Raw genomic sequence first — 14,865 nt, 5'->3', positions numbered from 1 at the left:
ATATAGGGAGAGGCGGCCAGCGACCCCATGCTCGACGTCCCGCTCGACTCGACCGCCGCGTGGCTCGGCCTCGCGCTCGCGAGCGTCGCCCTCGTCGGCGTGGCGCTGTCGCTCCCGACGACCGCGCCGCCCGACGCCGAGGCCGCCGCGACGACCGTCGACGCCGTCGCCGCCAGCCAGCACGACGCCGTCGTCGAACACCCCCTCGACGGCGCCACCGTCCGTCTCGACCCCCGTCGAATCACGCTCGCGCGCGACGAGGCGACCGCACACGCGACGCTCTCGTACGGCCCGGTCACGCCCGTCACCGCCGACACCCGCCTCGAACTGGTGCTCGCGGGACGGCCGCCGGAGGCCGTCTTCGCCTCGCCGGTGGCGTTCGCTCGCGCGGTCGTGACCGCCCGCGAGCGCGCGCCGGCGGTCCACCGGGACGCCGACCGACTCGTCGCCAGACACGTCCGCTGGGGTGGTGTCGATGTCACGCTCGTCGGCGCGTGAGCACTCCGGCGGCGCGCGTCGCCGAGGGCAGGTCGAACCGCTCGCCGCTCTCGTCGCCCTCGTCGTCCTCTGTCTCGCGGTCGGCGTCTACGCCGGCGTGGTGTCCGACGTCCTCGCCGACGGGGAGCCGGGGCCGACGGTCGCCGCCGACCGTGCCGCCGCGCTCGTCGCCCCGACCGGCGTCGCCGCTCCCCCGGACCTCCCGCGCGCGCTGGACGCCGCGCCCGAGGGCGCCCGGTTGAACGCGACGCTCGTCGCGGGCGACCGTCGCTGGCGGGTCGGACCGCCCGCGCCGCCCGGCGAGCCGACCGCGTCACATCCAGTGAGCGTCCGCCTCGCGCCGGGGCGCGTCGTCCCGGGGACCCTCCGGGTGGTGGTCTGGTCGTGAGGGGTCAGAGCACCGTCGTCGACGGGACGCTCGCGCTCGTCGTCGTCTCGGCCACCGTCGGACTCCTCCTCACGGCCCCCGCCCCCGCCTCGACCGACAGTCGGGCGACCGAGACCGCGACCGCACTACAGACGGCCACGGTCACCGTCGAGGCCGACGGCCGGACGCATCACGGCACGCCGGCGGCGTTGCTCGCGCACGGCGCGGTCGCGCGCGTGACGCTCGCCGACGAGGCGCTCGCGGCGTCGTACCACCCCTCCCGTGACGCGCTGACCCGGGCGACCGACCGCGTCGCCCGCCACCGTGCGAGCGGCGTGCGCGTACGCGCGGTCTGGGAGCCGTACCCGGACGCCCCGCTCTCGGGACGGGTCGCGGTCGGGGAGCGGCCGCCGCCGTCGGGCAGCGTCGACGCCGCGGTGACGACGCTGCCGGCCCCGGACGTCGGCCGGATGCGACCACCGAACGCGACGTACGACGCGCTCGGCGCGACGGTCGCCCGGGCGACGGTGCGGTTCGTCGTCCCGCCCGCGCTCGTCGAGCGGGCCGCGTACGACGAGGGGGCGCGAACGGCTCTCGACACCCGCCTGGCGCGCGTCGAAGGCGCGCTCGCCGACTTCGAGACCGACGGCGAGGACGGCCGCGCCGCCCCACCCGACGTCGCGGTCGACCGCCTCGAATCGCGCCTCGGCGAGCGAGTCGCGGCCGACCTCCGCGAGCGGTACGACTCGCCGCGGGCGGCACGGGACGCCCTCTCCGTCCGGGACGTGACGCTCGTCGTGAGGACGTGGTCGCGATGAGACTGGCGGACGACCGCCGTGGGCGGGTGCCCTTCGCGCTCGTGGCCGTCCTCCTGCTCGTCGGGAGCGCGACGCTCGTCGCCACCGACCGCTCCGCTCCTGCCCGCGAACCGGCCGTCGACCGCGCCGTCGAGGCGACGGCGGCGGCCACCCGGCCGGCACTCGAAACCGCCGTCTCGGACGCGGCGCGCGCGGCGGCGGCCGACCCGGTCGTCGTCCCGGGCGACACGCCCTACGGTCGCGTCCTCGACCCCGACGAACCGTTCCGCGACGCGCTCCGGGCCCGCGTCTACCTCGCCGCCCGTGCCGACCTCGAGCGCCTCGACGAATCGCGCGGCGGCGTCCGGGCGCGCGCATCGCTCCCCCCGGTTCGCTCGCCCGCCGACCTCCGCGAGGCGATAGCCCGCGTCAGCGTCGAGCGCGCCGGTCCCAACGGGACGGCCCTCCGGGTTCGCATCGAGGGCGTTCGACTCCGGGCGGTGCGCGAGGGACGCACCGTCGCGGACCGTGAGGTCTCTCCGACCGTCACCGTCGCGTCGCCGGTCCTCGCGCTCCACGACCGGGCGACCGCCTACGAGCGGTCGCTGAACGCCGGGCCGCTGGCGGGCGACGGGCTCGGCCGGCGCCTCACCGTCGGCCTCCACGGCGTCGCGTGGGCGCGCGGCTACGCCCAGTACGGCGGCGCGCCGGTCGCGAACGTCGTCGCGAACCGCCACGTCGAGGTGACGACGAACGTCGCCGCCCTCGGTCTCCAGTGCGACGTGCTCGGCGCGACCACGCCGGGCGGGGAGCGGGCGGCCGCCTGGGCGAGCGCCCGGACCGCGACGACGGACCTGCTCGGCGCGGGCGGCCTCGACGGCCGCTGGAGCGAGCGCGTCCTCGATGCGGCCGAGCGGGAGGCACTCGACGGTCGGACGGTTGCGACCGCAGAGGGTGGGAACCGGGATTCGAACCGTGTCGTCGCGGCGAACCGCACCGCCGACCGGGCGCTCGTCTCGCTGCTCGACGACGATGGCGTCGCCCTCGCCGAAGCGGCGGCGCGGAACTACGCCGTCGACGCCCGCCCGTTCGTCGCGACGCGCTCGCGCGGGACCGAGCGGACCGGGCGGGAGCGCCCGCCGGGCGGGAACTGGACGCGCGTCGCCCGCGACACGACGACCGAACGCCGGGTCGTGCGCGCGCCGGTCGCCCCGGTCGCCGTCCCGGACGGCTGGCGGACGTTCGAGCGCCACGGGCGCGAGGTCGTCCGCGAGACCACCGTCACCACCCGATGGCGACGCGACGAGGAGACGACGACCACTCGCCGCGTCGAGACCCGTCGAACGGCGGTCTCGCTGGCACTCGCCGGTCGCCACGCGCCCGACTCGGACCTCCCGCGCCGGGGCGTCGACGGCGTGTACGACCGCGGTGGCGCGCTCGACGGCCCCAACCTCGCGGGCGTCCCGAAGACGGCCCACGAACGCCTCGTCACGGACCGCGGCGGCGTCGACGCGCTCGCCGAGCGAGCCGCCAGCGAGGGGGTCGAGACCGAACCCGTTCGCATCGCCGGTGAGCGTCCGGCGGCCCTGGACGGGTGGCTCCGCCGCGACCTCGCCGGGCTCCACGACCGGGTGCGCGAGGCGTCGGTCACGGTCCCCCGGACAGAGGTCGCGACCTACGAGGTCGACCCGGCCGCCCGACTGGCCGACCGACTCCGCGAGCGACGGGCCGACCTGGTCGACGCCCCCGACCGGTACGACGGCGTCGCCGACCGCACGCGCGTCGCCGTCCGCCGGGCGTACCTCGACCGCGTCGTCGCGCGACTCGACGCGCGGTCGAGCGAGCGCGAGCGCACCCGTGACGGTCTCGACGGGGCGCTCGACGACCGGGGCGTGGGGTCGCTCGACCGCCTCCACGACCTCCTCGCGCTCGGCGTCGACCGCTCCGCGGTCGGGGCGAGCGAGTCGCCGTCGACGGGTGGCGTCGGCGGTCCCCTCGCGCTCTCCGTCGAGACGGCTCCCACCTACCTGACCGTCGACGCGGTCGACCGGGAGCGACTGGCCGTCGCGGGCGACGGCGAGGTGACGCCCCTCGGCGCGCGCAACACCAACCTGTTCACCGTCCCGTACGGCGACGCCGCCGACACGGTCACGGACGGCCTGTTCGGGAGCGAGCGGGTCTCGCTGCGCACCGCGGCGGGGGCGATGCGCGCCGAGCGCCGTGCCACCGGTGGGACGGTCTCGCCCGCCCTCGACCGGGAGGTCCGCGCCGCGAACGCCCACGTCCGCGGGCGGCTGGTCGACGGCGTCGCCCGGACGGGCCTCGGTCGCTCGGGGACGCGTCCCGTGACCGTCGTCGACCGGGCGCTGGCCGCGTGGCGGACGCCCGACGCCCGGGCGCTCGCGCTGGCGAACGGCTCCGCGACGGACGCCGTCGTCTCGACGGCCGTCGCGGCCGGCCTCCCGCCGAGCGAACGGGCCGAGCTCCGGGCGCGACTGCGGGTCGCGACGGCCGACGCGCTCGCCGCCCCCGACGCCCGCCCCCCGGAGGCGGTCGTCGACGACTCGATGGCGACCGCCCGGCGCGTCGTCGAGGCCGGCGTCGAGGAGGCGGCCGAACGCGGCGCGGACCGCGCGACCGACCGTCTCAACGGGACCCTCGGGGCCGTCCCGGCCGGCCTGCCGGTCGCGCCGGTTCCGGGCTACTGGTACGCGACGCTCAACGTCTGGGACGTCGAGGTGCAGGGGACGTACGAGCGCGTCACGTTGCGCTCGCGTCGCGGGAGCGAGGCGACCGTCTATACGCGTGACGGCGGGAGCGTCGCGCTCGACGTCGATTCGGACGGTGCTCCGGAACGTCTCGGACGCGCCGCGCCCGTCGACTTCGAGACGCGGACGGCGGTCGTCGTGGTCGTCCCCGCCGGCCCGCGCGGTGTCGGCGACGTCGACGGGAACGCGGACGAGCGCTCGCCCGGCTACGACTGAACGCACTTAACCGGGGCGGGGTCGAAACGGGGTGTATGCTCCAGAACGTCGCTTCGGACCCCGGCGCGCTCGCGCCGGAGGAGTTGCGCGCGCAGTACGACGACCGCCTGCGCGAGACCGTCGAGACCGTCGGCGCGGCCACCGTCGCCGAGGAGGCGGGCGTGAGCCGCGAGAGCGTCGACGCCCTCGCCGCCGGCGAGTCGCCCGACCTCACGCTCGAGGAGGCGGCGGCCATCCTGGCGACCGAGGCGGAGACGCCCGACGCCGACGCCATCGAGATGGAGGTCCTCGACGAGTTGATGATGGGGATGTCCATCGCCGTCGTCGACGTCGAGTCGCTGGAGGCGGACCTCGACGGCGAGCTGGACGCCAAGGAGATACAACAGAAGATAGAGGGCCGCTTCCCCGTGTCGCTCTCCGAGCTGGCGGCTATCCAGCAGGCCATCGAGGCGCGAAAGCCGTGAGGTATCGCCGGTGAAGCTCGCCATCCTCGGCTGTGGTTACGTCGGCCTCGAACTCTGCCGGCAGCTCGCCGACCACGACGTGACCGGCGTCCGGCGCTCCGAGTCGGGCCTCGCCGACGTCGAGGCGACCGGCGCGCGGGCGGTCCGCGCGGACGTGACCGACCCCGAGTCGCTCGCCGCCGTCCCGGACGTCGACGTCGTCGTCTTCGCGGCGAGTTCCGGCGGTCGAGGGGCCGACGCCGCCCGCGCGGTGTTCGTCGACGGCCTCCGGACCGCAATCGACCACTTCGCCGCCCGCGAGGACCCGCCCGAGCGGCTGGTGTACACCTCCAGTACGGGCGTCTACGGCGACCACGGCGGCGACTGGGTCGACGAGGAGACCGACCTCGACCCGACGACCGAGAAGACCCGCGTGCTCGCCGAGGCGGAGCGCGTCGCGCGCGAGGAGGCCACCGAGCGAGGCATCGACGGGACCGTCGTCCGCTTCGCGGGGCTGTACGGTCCCGAGCGCTACCGGCTGGAGCGGTACGTCGAGGGACCGGTCACCGAGGGCTACCTGAACATGATACACCGCGAGGACGCGGCCGGCGTCCTCCGGTTCGTCGTCGAGGAGCGGCCGCCGGACGACCTCCTGCTGGCCGTCGACGACGAACCCGTCTCGAAGTGGGCGCTCGCCGACTGGCTGGCCGACGAGTGTGGCGTCGAGCGCCCCGAGAAACGGACGAAGGAGGAGCGCCTGGAGGCGGGCGACCTCTCGGAGGCGGCCCGTCGACGCGTCCTGACGAGCAAGCGCTGCTCGAACGCCCGGCTCCGGGAACGGGGCTACGCGTTCGCCTACCCGACCTACCGCGAGGGCTACCGCGCGGCGGTCGAGTCCTATCGGGAGACCGGCGACGCGGATACGGCAACGTAAGGTCCCCCGTCGGGAAGGGACGGACATGGTCACGAAGAACGCGACGTGGGCCTACCGGGACGCGTTCGACGGGTTCGCGCGCACCTACTTCCGGCGGTTCGGCGAAGGGGTGGTGTCGAGCGTCGGGCTCGGAACCTACCTCGGGGAGCCGACGGACGACGTCGACGACGCCTACCACGAGACCGTCGTGAAGGCGCTCGAGAACGGCATCAACGTCGTCGACACCGCGGTCAACTACCGCGCCCAGCGCTCCGAGCGCGTGGTGGGGCGTGCGCTCGCCGACGCCGACGTGGACCGGGAGGCGGTCCTCGTCGCCACCAAGGGTGGGTTCGTCCCCTTCGACGGTGAGCGCCCCGCCGACCCGGCGGCGTACGTCCGCGAGCAGTACCTCGACACCGGCGTCGTCGAGCGCGAGGACCTCGTGCGCGGTATCCACTGTATCGCGCCGGGGTTCGTCGACGACCAGCTCGACCGCTCGCTGTCGAACCTCGACGTCGACACCGTCGACCTCTACTACGTCCACAACCCGGAGACGCAGTTGGAGGAGCGCTCGCGCGAGGCGGTGTACGACCAGCTGGAGGAGACGTTCACCCTCCTCGAACGCCGGGCGGCCGCCGGCGACATCCGCCACTACGGCGTGGCGACGTGGCGGTGTTTCCGGGTACCGCCGGACCACGACGCCTACCTCTCGCTGCCGGCGGTGGTCGACCGCGCTCGCGCCGCCTCCGACGAGGCGGGGACGGCCTCGACGCACCTCCGGGCGATTCAGCTCCCGTTCAACGTCCACATGGCCGACGCGTTCACCGTCGAGGCCCACGAGTCGGTCGAGGGGCCACAGAGCGCCCTCCGGTTCGCCCACGACGCGGGGCTGGGCGTCTTCACCAGCGCCTCCCTCGGTCAGGGCGACCTCGCGCGGGCGGGGTCGATTCCGGACCCCGTCGCGGCGAAACTCGCGGGCGAGACGCCGGCCCAGCGCGCGCTCAACTTCGCGCGCAGCGCCCCCGGCGTCACCTCCTCGCTCGTCGGGACGAGCACGCCCGAGCACCTCGCGGAGAACCTCGCCGCCGGGACGTTCGAGCCGATGGGCGCCCGCGCGTTCGACGGGACGTTCGAGTAGTCGACCGCGAACGACTCGCGCGCCGCGTGATAGCGGTCACCGCGGATAGGGGGTGAGGCCACCGGTTTCGCAAGCTTTGAACGCGACGGGGCGAAGTCGTAGTCGTGTCTCGCCGTCAGCTGTTCGGCTCTCTCTGCGCGATGGTCTTCCTCGTGAACCTCGGTCGGGTCATCTACGCGCCGCTGCTCCCGCCCCTCCAGCAGGCCTTCGGGGTGACGGAGGCCACCCTCGGCCTCCTCACGGCGCTCGCCTGGTTCGGGAGCGCGAGCCCCCGGTTCCTCGCGGGCTACCTCCTCACCAGGACCTCGCGGATGGTCGTCATCCTCGGGGCGGGCGTCGTCCTGACGGGCGCGGCGCTGCTCGCGGCGGTGGCCCCCTCCGTCGAGGCGCTGCTGGTCGGCGCGTTCTGCATGGGGCTCGCGAGCGGCCCCTACTTCATCGCCGCCGCCCCGCTGGTGAGCGAACTGTTCCCGGGGAACGTCGGGCGTGCCCTCGGCCTCCACGGCGCGGCGAGCCAGTTCGCCGCCGTCGGGGCCGCGCCGCTGGTCGTCGCCGTCCTCGCGGTCGGGTCGTGGCGGGCGACGTTCCACGTCATCGCGGTGGCGACGGCGCTCGTCACCCTCGCGCTGTTCCTCGTCGGCCGGCGGACGCCCCTCCCGTCGGTGGGGCAGGCCGACCGCGACCTCCTCGGGGCGGCGCGCGCGCAGTGGCGCATCATCGTCTCGGGCATCGCGCTCGTCAGCCTCACCGGCTTCGTCTGGAACGGCGTGTTCAACTTCTACGTCCTCTACATGATACAGGCGAAGGGGTTCGCCGAACCGACGGCCAACACGATGCTCACGGTCCTGTTCGCCGCCGGTATCCCCGCGTTCGTCGTGGGCGGCGACCTCGCCGAGCGCCTCCCGACGGTGCCGTTCGTCATCTCCATCTCCGTCTCGTTCGCGCTCGGCCTGCTCGCGCTCACGTCGGTGTCGAACCTGCTGGCGGTCGTCGCCCTCACCGTCGTCGTCGGGTTCGTCATCCACTGCCTGTTCCCGGCGGTCGACACCTACATGCTCGCGACGGTGCCGGGCGAACACCGCGCCAGCACCTACGCCGTCTTCAGCGGGACGATGATGCTCCCGCAGGCCGGCGGTTCCGTCGCCTTCGGCGTCCTCCGGGACGCGGGGCTGTCGTGGGACGCCATCGCCAGCGGGGCGGCGCTCGGCCTCCTGCTCGTGATGGGGGCGCTGGTGGGTCTCTACGTCGACGGCCGCCTCCCGACGACGGGTGCGGCCGTCGAGCAGTAGCCGGAGAGAGCGGGACTTTTGCCTCGTCGGTCCTCACCTCCCGGCGATGGAATACGTACAGGAGCGGGTGACGACGCTCCACGACTTCACCGACCCCGTCCCCGAGGCGCCGGTGGACCGGGCGGCGGTCGTCGTCCCCATGACCGAGCGTGAACACGCCAGCCTGGCGGCCGACCGCGTGCTCACGACCCTCGAGACCCTCGCGCCCGGTCGGGTGGTCGTCGCGCTCCGGGCGGACGCGGGGCGGGTCGGCGCGGTCCACGAGTGGCTCTCGGGGTACGACCTCCCCTGCGAGGTGCTGTGGTGCGACGGCCCCGGCGTCACCGACCTGCTCGCGAGCGCCGGCCTCGACGGCCCGCGGGGGAAGGGCCGGGACGTCTGGCTGGCGCTGGGCGTCGCCGCCGCCCGCGAGTCGTTCGTCGTCGTCCACGACGCCGACGCGAAACGCTACTCCGAGCGGCACGTCCGGCGACTGCTCTTCCCGCTCGCCCACGGCCACGAGTTCTCGAAGGGCTACTACGCCCGCGTCGAGGACGACCGGCTCTACGGGCGGCTCTTTCGCCTGTTCTACGCCCCCCTGCTCCGGGCGCTCGCCGCCCGCCACGACGACCCCGTCGTCGACTACCTCGACGCCTTCCGGTACGCCCTCTCGGGGGAGTTCGCCGCGAGCGCCGACCTCGCCCGGCGCCTGTGGCTCCCGCGCGGGTGGGGCCTCGAGGTCGGGACGCTCGGCGGCGCCTATCGCGAGGCGGGGTTCGCCCGCACCGCCCAGGTCGACCTCGGCGTCCACGAGCACGACCACCGCGCCGTCGCGGGGCCGAGCGGCCTCGGCGACATGAGCGAGCAGGTCGGCGCCGCGCTGTTCGAGGCGCTCGCGGACGCCGGCGTCCACCCCGACTTCGACGCGCTCCGGGCGGCCTACCGCGAGGCGGCCGACGGCCTCGTCGACCAGTACGCGACCGACGCGGCGTTCAACGGACTGGTCTACGACCCGCGTGAGGAGCGCGAGCAGGTGGCCGCCTACGCCGACGCCGTCCGTCCGCCGAGCGAGGACCGTCGCCTCCCGCCGTGGGAGGAGGCGCCGCTCGACCCCGCGGCGGTGCGCGAGGTCACTCGAACGGACCTCGCGGAGGCGGGCGGATGAGCGCGGACCTCGCCCTCGACGGCGACGACCTCGCGGGGGTCGTCGACCTCTTCGGCGCGCTCACCCGCGAGGAACTCGACCGGGCGCTCGCCGAACTCGCGTTCAAGCACGACGCCGACGCGCCCGACGACGAGGTCGTCGAGACGGCCCTGGAGCGGTACGAACTCGTCGACCACGACGGCCTGCTGGTGGTCGGTCCGGCGGCGTTCCCGACGCTCCCCGAGGGGGCGGCCGACCTCCCGCACATCCTCGACGTCCCCCCGCGCACGCCGGACACGGAGGCGGTGGCGCGGACGGCCGAGGAGCGCTTTCGGGCCGAGGCCGCGCGGGCGCTCGCGGCCGACCCGAGCGGAGAGGAACTCGCCCGCCTCGTCGACGCGAGCTACGACATCGAGGCGTGGGGACCGGTCGACCTGGGCGAGGTGCGCCGTCGCCTCGACGCCGCGCGCGACGAGCAGTGACATCACACCGCGTGGCGCAGGACGTAAGCCACCTGCGTCCGAGGGGGTGATATGGACCTGTCGCGGGTGGCCGCACACCGGCCGGTCGAGGTGACCGACGAGGAGCGAGAGGCGGCGGTGCTGGTGCCGCTGGTCGCCCGCGACGACGGCCCCGCGATACTGTTCACGAAGCGCGCCGACCACCTCGGGGAACACCCCGGCCAGATGAGCTTCCCCGGCGGGGGGCGCGAACCGACCGACGAGGACCTGCTGGCGACGGCGCTGCGGGAGGCCAACGAGGAGATCGGTCTCGACCCGGAGACCGTCGAGGTGGTCGGCCGCCTCGACGACATCCGGACCGTGACCAGCTATTCGGTCCGCCCGTTCGTCGCCTGGGTCCCCGACACGACCTACGTCCCCGACGAACGGGAGGTCGCCGAAATCGCCGTCCTCCCGGTCGCGGACCTCACCGACCGCTCGAACTACGAGTCAGAGCGCCGCGAGCACCCCCACTACGGGGAGGTCCGACTGCACTTCTTCCACGTCGACGGCTTCACCGTCTGGGGGGCGACGGGCAACATGCTCGTCCAGTTCCTCGAACTCGCCACCGACTGGCGGATGCCCGAGGAGGTCGACCGGGTGGTGGACCCGGACGCCGACCTCCCCTCGTGAACGACCGACAGATAGTAACGGACGGGACATAGTTATCGAAACTGACTTATCTGCTTGCGGATAGTATCGTGTATGGCACTCGGCACACGACCCGTCGACACGGCGTGGCTAGCGCGGGAGGCGGTCCGCATCGCGGCGATACTGCTCGCGGCCTTCTTCCTCGCGTCCGTCCTCGCGTGGCTCCTCGGCGCGCCGGACGTCGGCGCGTTCGACGCCCTCGCCGACGTCCTCGTCCCTACGGTTCGCTACACCGGCATCGTCACGGCCGTCCTCTACGCCCTCGACCGGTCGCGTCGCTGAGCGAGGCGGGTCACACTCGCCCCGAGCGACACGCTTATGCGCCGAACTGCCCTCGTTCGGGCAATGGTCGTACACGCGGCTGATCGAGTTCCGCACCGGCCCTAGCTACCTCTCCATGACACAGGTGACACCATGTTGACAGAGCGGACGCTCTCGACGACGGGAATCGACGCCATCGCGCTCAAGCCGACGGAGTGCGACGTGCGCGCGGCGCTCGACCTCGGCGTCGAGACGGTCGCCATCGACTACGAGGGTCGCGAGCACCTCCCCGACGCGGCGACGCTCCGTGCGCTCGCCGACAACCTGACGGTCTACCTCACCACGCCCGTCCGGGCCGACGGGTTCGACGCCCTCGGCGACGGGTCGCTCGTCGAACGGGTGCCGCCCGACGTCGGGCGCGTCCTCGTCGCCGGGAACGCGGCGTACCTCACCGAGGCCGAACGCGCCCGCGCCGTCGCCCCGCGCCTCCGGGCCGCGCTGGCCGACTATCACGAGGACGCGCCGGCACCGTGGGTCGGCACCGAGGGCATCGAACGCCTCGCGCTGGCGGCCGGCGGCGTCCAGTACGACCTGCTCGGCCGGGCGACGGAGCGCGAGCTCCGGGCGCTCAGGGCCGTCGGCTTCGACGGCGAGGTGGCCGTCTACGCGCCGACGGTGCTCACGGCCGACGAGGACGCCATCCTCGACGCCCTGGGCGGGTACGTCTCGCGTCGGCGGGCGGTGCGCCGGGCGCTCCCCGACGGGGCGGCGACCGACCGCACCGCGACGGGTCGCGCTCGCGAGGTGTTGCTCGCGGCGGCCGACGACTTCGCGCTCGTCGGGACGGCCGAGTCGGTCCGCGAGCAGGTCGACGCGCTCCACGAGGCGGGCGCGACGACGGTCGTCGGCTACCCCGCCCGCGGGCCGGCGGCGTTCCGGTGAGAACGGGAACTCAGGCGGTGTCCGCCGAGTCGTCGGCGTCGACGCGCTCCGCGTCGTCGACACTGTCGGTGTCGGTGTGGGAGTCGCCGACGTCTCGGTCTCGCGGCTCGTCCTCATCCGCGTCCGCGTCGTCCTCCGTCGTCACGTCGACGGGGACGTCGCGTTCGTCCTCGGTCTTCGGGATGCGGACGCGGAGCGTGCCGTTGCTCGTGAGCGTCGCCTCGGCCGTCCGGGGGTCGACGGTCGCTCCCTCGGGGAGGGTGACGGCGCCGTCGAGCGCGAGGCCGCGGCCGGGGATGCGCATCTCGTAGTCCTCGTAGTAGTCACGGAAGCGGTCGATGCGGACACGGACGGTGTTCTCGTCGAAGCGGACGTCGATGTCGTCGCCGGTGGCGCCGGGGGCGTCGAAGACGACGAGGTAGGCGTCGTCGCTCTCCAGCAGGTCGGCCGGCAGGGGCGTCCGTTCCTGGACGCGACTGAACGCTCGGCCGACGTTGTCGAGGACGACGCGTTCGACGCGCTCGCTGAGGTCTTTCATGGTATCCATGAGTTCGTGTGGGGCAGGTTTATCGGTTCCTCTGTTCAGAGCGCTATCTCTTCGAGACCGTCGGTCGACCCGCAGTAGGGACAGGAGAAGTCGGCGACCGTGGTCTCCTCGGGCATGTCGTAGGTGTAGTGCAACTCGAACATGTCCAACTCGCACTCCGACTCCGTACACTTGACCTCCAGCGTCTTCGGCATACCCGGGATTGGAGCGGGCCGCTAATCAATTCCACGGGCCGGAGGGGAGGTATGGACGTCATCGGGGTCGACTTCAGCGGCGCGCGCGACGCCGGCGCGAAGACGTGGGTCGCGGCAGCGACGTGGTGCGACGGTACCCTCCGCGTGACCGACTGTCGCTCGCTGGCCGCGCGCGCCGGGACGGCCGACCGCGCACCCGCGCTCTCGCACCTGTGCGACCTGCTCGCCGCCCACGACGGTCCGGCAGGCCTCGACTTCTCCTTCGGCCTCCCGCGCGCCGTCCTCGACCCCGCCGCGACGTGGCCCGACGGCCTCGCCATCGTCGCCGCCCACGAGGGACCGGACGCCCTCCGGGCGACCTGCACCGAGCGGGCGCACGCGCACGCCGACGGCGACCGGACGTTCCTGAAACGCGCCACCGACGAGCGTACCGGCGCCAGTTCGCCCTACCACTGGCTCGTCGCCCACCAGACGTTCTACGGGGTGCGCGACGTCCTCGCGCCGCTCGTCGACCGGGGTGCCTCGGCTCCACCCATGCGCCGCGGCGACCCGCCGTGGCTCTGCGAGATATACCCCGCGGCGACGCTGCGCTCGTGCTCGCTCCCGGACCGGCGCTACAAGGACGACGCCAGACACGATGGCGCGCGCGGGCGCCGAGCGCGCATCGTCGACGGTCTGGCCGCGCGGACGCCGCTGGAAGTCGACGCCGACACGCGCGAGACGCTCGTCGCCGACGAGGGGGGCGACGCCCTCGACAGCGTCGTCGCGGCGCTGGCCGCCTGGCGCGCGTGGCGCGCCGACTTCGCCCCGGTGGAGCCCTGGACTCCGGTCGAGGGCCACATCTACGTCTGAGACGGGCGAGGAGTTACGTCGGACGCACGTCCTCTCTCGGCTATGTCTCGTTCCGACGCACCGCACTCGTCGTCCATGACCCCTTGCAGGAGGTCGTCGGTGAGAACCGCCGTCCACACCGGTTCCGCTGTTTCGGCGCGCCGAGTCGCGCCGGAGGGCCACCGGTGAGAACTGCCGTCCGCACCGGCTCCGACGTGCCGCGGACACGAGCGTCCGCAGGAGGCCACCGGTGAGAACCGCCGTCCTCGGCGCGGGCGCCGTCGGCGTCACCGCGGCCGCAGACCTCGCGGCGCGCGGGGCGAGCGTGGTCGTCTACGAGCGCGGTGCGGTCGCCGCCGGGAGCAGCGGCCGCGCCTCGGGGCTCTGCTACGACGCCTACGCCGACCGGATCGACGCCGCGGTCGGCGCCCGGGCGCTCGAACGCTTCCGGGAACGCTCCGACACCAGCGGGTTCGCGTTCACCGACTGCCCCTACGTCTGGCTGGCGCGAGGGGGCGACGACCGCCGGGCCGACGCCATCCGCGAGGGAGTAGACCGGATGCGCGAGCACGGCCGAGAGGTGTCGCTGCTCGATTCGGGGGCGCTCGCGGCCCGCTTTCCGCTCCTCGAGACGGACGACGTGGCGGTGGCGGCCGTCGCCGAGAACGCGGGCTACGTCGACCCGGCCGCCTACACCGAGGCGACGGCCGACCGGGCACGGGAGGCGGGTGCGGAGATTCGGACGCACACGCCCGCGTCGCTCCGCCTCGACGGGTCACCGGTCGTCTCGACGGGTCACGGTGAGGAGTCGTTCGACGCCGTCCTCGTCGCGACGGGGGCGCACACGGGGAACGTACTGGCGGACGCCGGCGTTCCCGTCCCCCTCAAACCGTACCGGGTACAGGCGCTGGTCACCCGCGCGACCCCTCTCCGGGACGACCTCCCGATGCTCTTCGACGCCTCGGGCGGGTACTACCTCCGGCCGTACGGGCGCGGCCTGCTGGTCGGCGACGGCACCGAACCCGTCGAGCGCGACCCGGACGACTGGGACCGCGCGGCCGACGACTGGTTCGTCGCCGACTGCGCCGACTACCTCGCGACGGGCGTCGGGCGCACGTTCGGTGTCGACCGCGCGTGGGCCGGCCTCTGCACCGCGACGCCCGACGGCGACCCGCTGCTCGGCGAGTGCGCGCCCGGCGTCTACGTCGCCGCCGGGTGGCAGGGCCACGGCTTCATGCGCGCGCCGGCGCTCGGGGAGGTCGCCGCGGAGCAGGTGCTCGGGGGCGACGGCATCGACCACTTCTCGCCGGCGCGCTTCGACGGCGACGAGGACTTCGACATCGTGGAGGGGATGGACGTGGCGCGGGACGAGTAATCCGTGAAAACG

The 14,865-nt window shown here is 74.2% G+C and carries 17 protein-coding genes; 15 read left to right on the top strand and 2 right to left on the bottom strand.

The annotated features are described in order from the left end of the window. The first annotated feature begins 27 nt into the window (after positions 1-27). The 13 genes from P1Y20_RS08280 (at position 28) to P1Y20_RS08220 (ending at position 11,906) form a co-directional block, all read left to right on the top strand. Positions 28-498, top strand: a complete 471-nt coding sequence (locus P1Y20_RS08280; RefSeq protein WP_304448189.1) for a DUF7283 family protein — start codon at positions 28-30, stop codon at positions 496-498. Then, positions 476-886, top strand: a complete 411-nt coding sequence (locus P1Y20_RS08275; RefSeq protein ID WP_304448188.1) for a DUF7285 family protein — start codon at positions 476-478, stop codon at positions 884-886. Before P1Y20_RS08280 ends, P1Y20_RS08275 begins: the two co-directional genes overlap by 23 nt. Continuing rightward, positions 883-1,683, top strand: a complete 801-nt coding sequence (locus P1Y20_RS08270) for a DUF7284 family protein (protein WP_304448187.1) — start codon at positions 883-885, stop codon at positions 1,681-1,683. Before P1Y20_RS08275 ends, P1Y20_RS08270 begins: the two co-directional genes overlap by 4 nt. Then, on the top strand, positions 1,680-4,646 hold the full coding sequence (locus P1Y20_RS08265; protein WP_304448186.1) for a DUF7286 family protein: 2,967 nt from the start codon (positions 1,680-1,682) through the stop codon (positions 4,644-4,646). Before P1Y20_RS08270 ends, P1Y20_RS08265 begins: the two co-directional genes overlap by 4 nt. Before the next feature lie 35 nt (positions 4,647-4,681). After that, entirely contained in the window at positions 4,682-5,110 is a 429-nt protein-coding gene (locus P1Y20_RS08260) for a DUF5791 family protein (protein WP_304448185.1), read from the top strand. A 10-nt stretch (positions 5,111-5,120) separates the two neighbouring features. After that, entirely contained in the window at positions 5,121-6,023 is a 903-nt protein-coding gene (locus P1Y20_RS08255; RefSeq protein WP_304448184.1) for an SDR family oxidoreductase, read from the top strand. A gap of 25 nt (positions 6,024-6,048) precedes the next feature. Further along, positions 6,049-7,140: an aldo/keto reductase gene (locus tag P1Y20_RS08250; protein WP_304448183.1), complete on the top strand. Its 1,092-nt coding sequence runs from the start codon at positions 6,049-6,051 to the stop codon at positions 7,138-7,140. Between the two features lie 104 nt (positions 7,141-7,244). Continuing rightward, positions 7,245-8,429 carry an MFS transporter gene (locus P1Y20_RS08245; RefSeq protein WP_368662143.1) on the top strand — a complete coding sequence of 395 codons (1,185 nt, stop codon included), beginning with the start codon at positions 7,245-7,247 and terminating at the stop codon, positions 8,427-8,429. A 46-nt stretch (positions 8,430-8,475) separates the two neighbouring features. After that, positions 8,476-9,573 carry a glycosyltransferase family protein gene (locus P1Y20_RS08240; protein ID WP_304448182.1) on the top strand — a complete coding sequence of 366 codons (1,098 nt, stop codon included), beginning with the start codon at positions 8,476-8,478 and terminating at the stop codon, positions 9,571-9,573. Then, a complete protein-coding gene (locus tag P1Y20_RS08235) occupies positions 9,570-10,034 on the top strand; it encodes a DUF7109 family protein (RefSeq protein WP_304448181.1) in 465 nt (154 codons plus the stop codon). Before P1Y20_RS08240 ends, P1Y20_RS08235 begins: the two co-directional genes overlap by 4 nt. Positions 10,035-10,085: 51 nt before the next feature. Next, a complete protein-coding gene (locus P1Y20_RS08230) occupies positions 10,086-10,685 on the top strand; it encodes an NUDIX hydrolase (protein ID WP_304448180.1) in 600 nt (199 codons plus the stop codon). A 72-nt stretch (positions 10,686-10,757) separates the two neighbouring features. Continuing rightward, positions 10,758-10,985, top strand: a complete 228-nt coding sequence (locus P1Y20_RS08225; protein WP_304448179.1) for a hypothetical protein — start codon at positions 10,758-10,760, stop codon at positions 10,983-10,985. 132 nt (positions 10,986-11,117) lie between these two features. Further along, on the top strand, positions 11,118-11,906 hold the full coding sequence (locus P1Y20_RS08220; RefSeq protein WP_304448178.1) for a DUF7388 family protein: 789 nt from the start codon (positions 11,118-11,120) through the stop codon (positions 11,904-11,906). A 10-nt stretch (positions 11,907-11,916) separates the two neighbouring features. Here P1Y20_RS08220 and P1Y20_RS08215 read toward each other — a convergent pair whose 3' ends face one another. Then, positions 11,917-12,444, bottom strand: coding sequence for an Hsp20/alpha crystallin family protein (locus P1Y20_RS08215; RefSeq protein ID WP_304448177.1), 528 nt, complete (start codon positions 12,442-12,444; stop codon positions 11,917-11,919). A gap of 44 nt (positions 12,445-12,488) precedes the next feature. Beyond that, complete coding sequence (locus tag P1Y20_RS08210) at positions 12,489-12,647, bottom strand: DUF7559 family protein (protein ID WP_304448176.1); 159 nt, start codon at positions 12,645-12,647, stop codon at positions 12,489-12,491. Positions 12,648-12,698: 51 nt separating this feature from the next. Here P1Y20_RS08210 and P1Y20_RS08205 point away from each other — a divergent pair, with 51 nt between their 5' ends. Both P1Y20_RS08205 and P1Y20_RS08200 read left to right on the top strand, forming a co-directional pair. After that, positions 12,699-13,499, top strand: a complete 801-nt coding sequence (locus P1Y20_RS08205; RefSeq protein WP_304448175.1) for a DUF429 domain-containing protein — start codon at positions 12,699-12,701, stop codon at positions 13,497-13,499. A 229-nt stretch (positions 13,500-13,728) separates the two neighbouring features. Next, positions 13,729-14,853 carry an NAD(P)/FAD-dependent oxidoreductase gene (locus tag P1Y20_RS08200; RefSeq protein WP_304448174.1) on the top strand — a complete coding sequence of 375 codons (1,125 nt, stop codon included), beginning with the start codon at positions 13,729-13,731 and terminating at the stop codon, positions 14,851-14,853. Positions 14,854-14,865: the final 12 nt, after the last annotated feature.

The organism is Halomarina ordinaria, from assembly GCF_030553305.1.
Taxonomy (GTDB): domain Archaea; phylum Halobacteriota; class Halobacteria; order Halobacteriales; family Haloarculaceae; genus Halomarina; species Halomarina ordinaria.
This window is presented reverse-complemented; position numbering and strand designations above follow the sequence as displayed.

What these genes read in the sequence shown, in the direction of transcription:
- P1Y20_RS08220 (WP_304448178.1), top strand. Translation starts at nt 11,118, where the DNA reads ATGTTGACAGAGCGGACGCTCTCGACGACGGGAATCGACGCCATCGCG.
- P1Y20_RS08210 (WP_304448176.1), bottom strand. Translation starts at nt 12,647, where the DNA reads ATGCCGAAGACGCTGGAGGTCAAGTGTACGGAGTCGGAGTGCGAGTTG.
- P1Y20_RS08280 (WP_304448189.1), top strand. Translation starts at nt 28, where the DNA reads ATGCTCGACGTCCCGCTCGACTCGACCGCCGCGTGGCTCGGCCTCGCG.
- P1Y20_RS08265 (WP_304448186.1), top strand. Translation starts at nt 1,680, where the DNA reads ATGAGACTGGCGGACGACCGCCGTGGGCGGGTGCCCTTCGCGCTCGTG.
- P1Y20_RS08275 (WP_304448188.1), top strand. Translation starts at nt 476, where the DNA reads ATGTCACGCTCGTCGGCGCGTGAGCACTCCGGCGGCGCGCGTCGCCGA.
- P1Y20_RS08235 (WP_304448181.1), top strand. Translation starts at nt 9,570, where the DNA reads ATGAGCGCGGACCTCGCCCTCGACGGCGACGACCTCGCGGGGGTCGTC.
- P1Y20_RS08240 (WP_304448182.1), top strand. Translation starts at nt 8,476, where the DNA reads ATGGAATACGTACAGGAGCGGGTGACGACGCTCCACGACTTCACCGAC.
- P1Y20_RS08230 (WP_304448180.1), top strand. Translation starts at nt 10,086, where the DNA reads ATGGACCTGTCGCGGGTGGCCGCACACCGGCCGGTCGAGGTGACCGAC.
- P1Y20_RS08250 (WP_304448183.1), top strand. Translation starts at nt 6,049, where the DNA reads ATGGTCACGAAGAACGCGACGTGGGCCTACCGGGACGCGTTCGACGGG.
- P1Y20_RS08260 (WP_304448185.1), top strand. Translation starts at nt 4,682, where the DNA reads ATGCTCCAGAACGTCGCTTCGGACCCCGGCGCGCTCGCGCCGGAGGAG.
- P1Y20_RS08225 (WP_304448179.1), top strand. Translation starts at nt 10,758, where the DNA reads ATGGCACTCGGCACACGACCCGTCGACACGGCGTGGCTAGCGCGGGAG.
- P1Y20_RS08215 (WP_304448177.1), bottom strand. Translation starts at nt 12,444, where the DNA reads ATGAAAGACCTCAGCGAGCGCGTCGAACGCGTCGTCCTCGACAACGTC.
- P1Y20_RS08205 (WP_304448175.1), top strand. Translation starts at nt 12,699, where the DNA reads ATGGACGTCATCGGGGTCGACTTCAGCGGCGCGCGCGACGCCGGCGCG.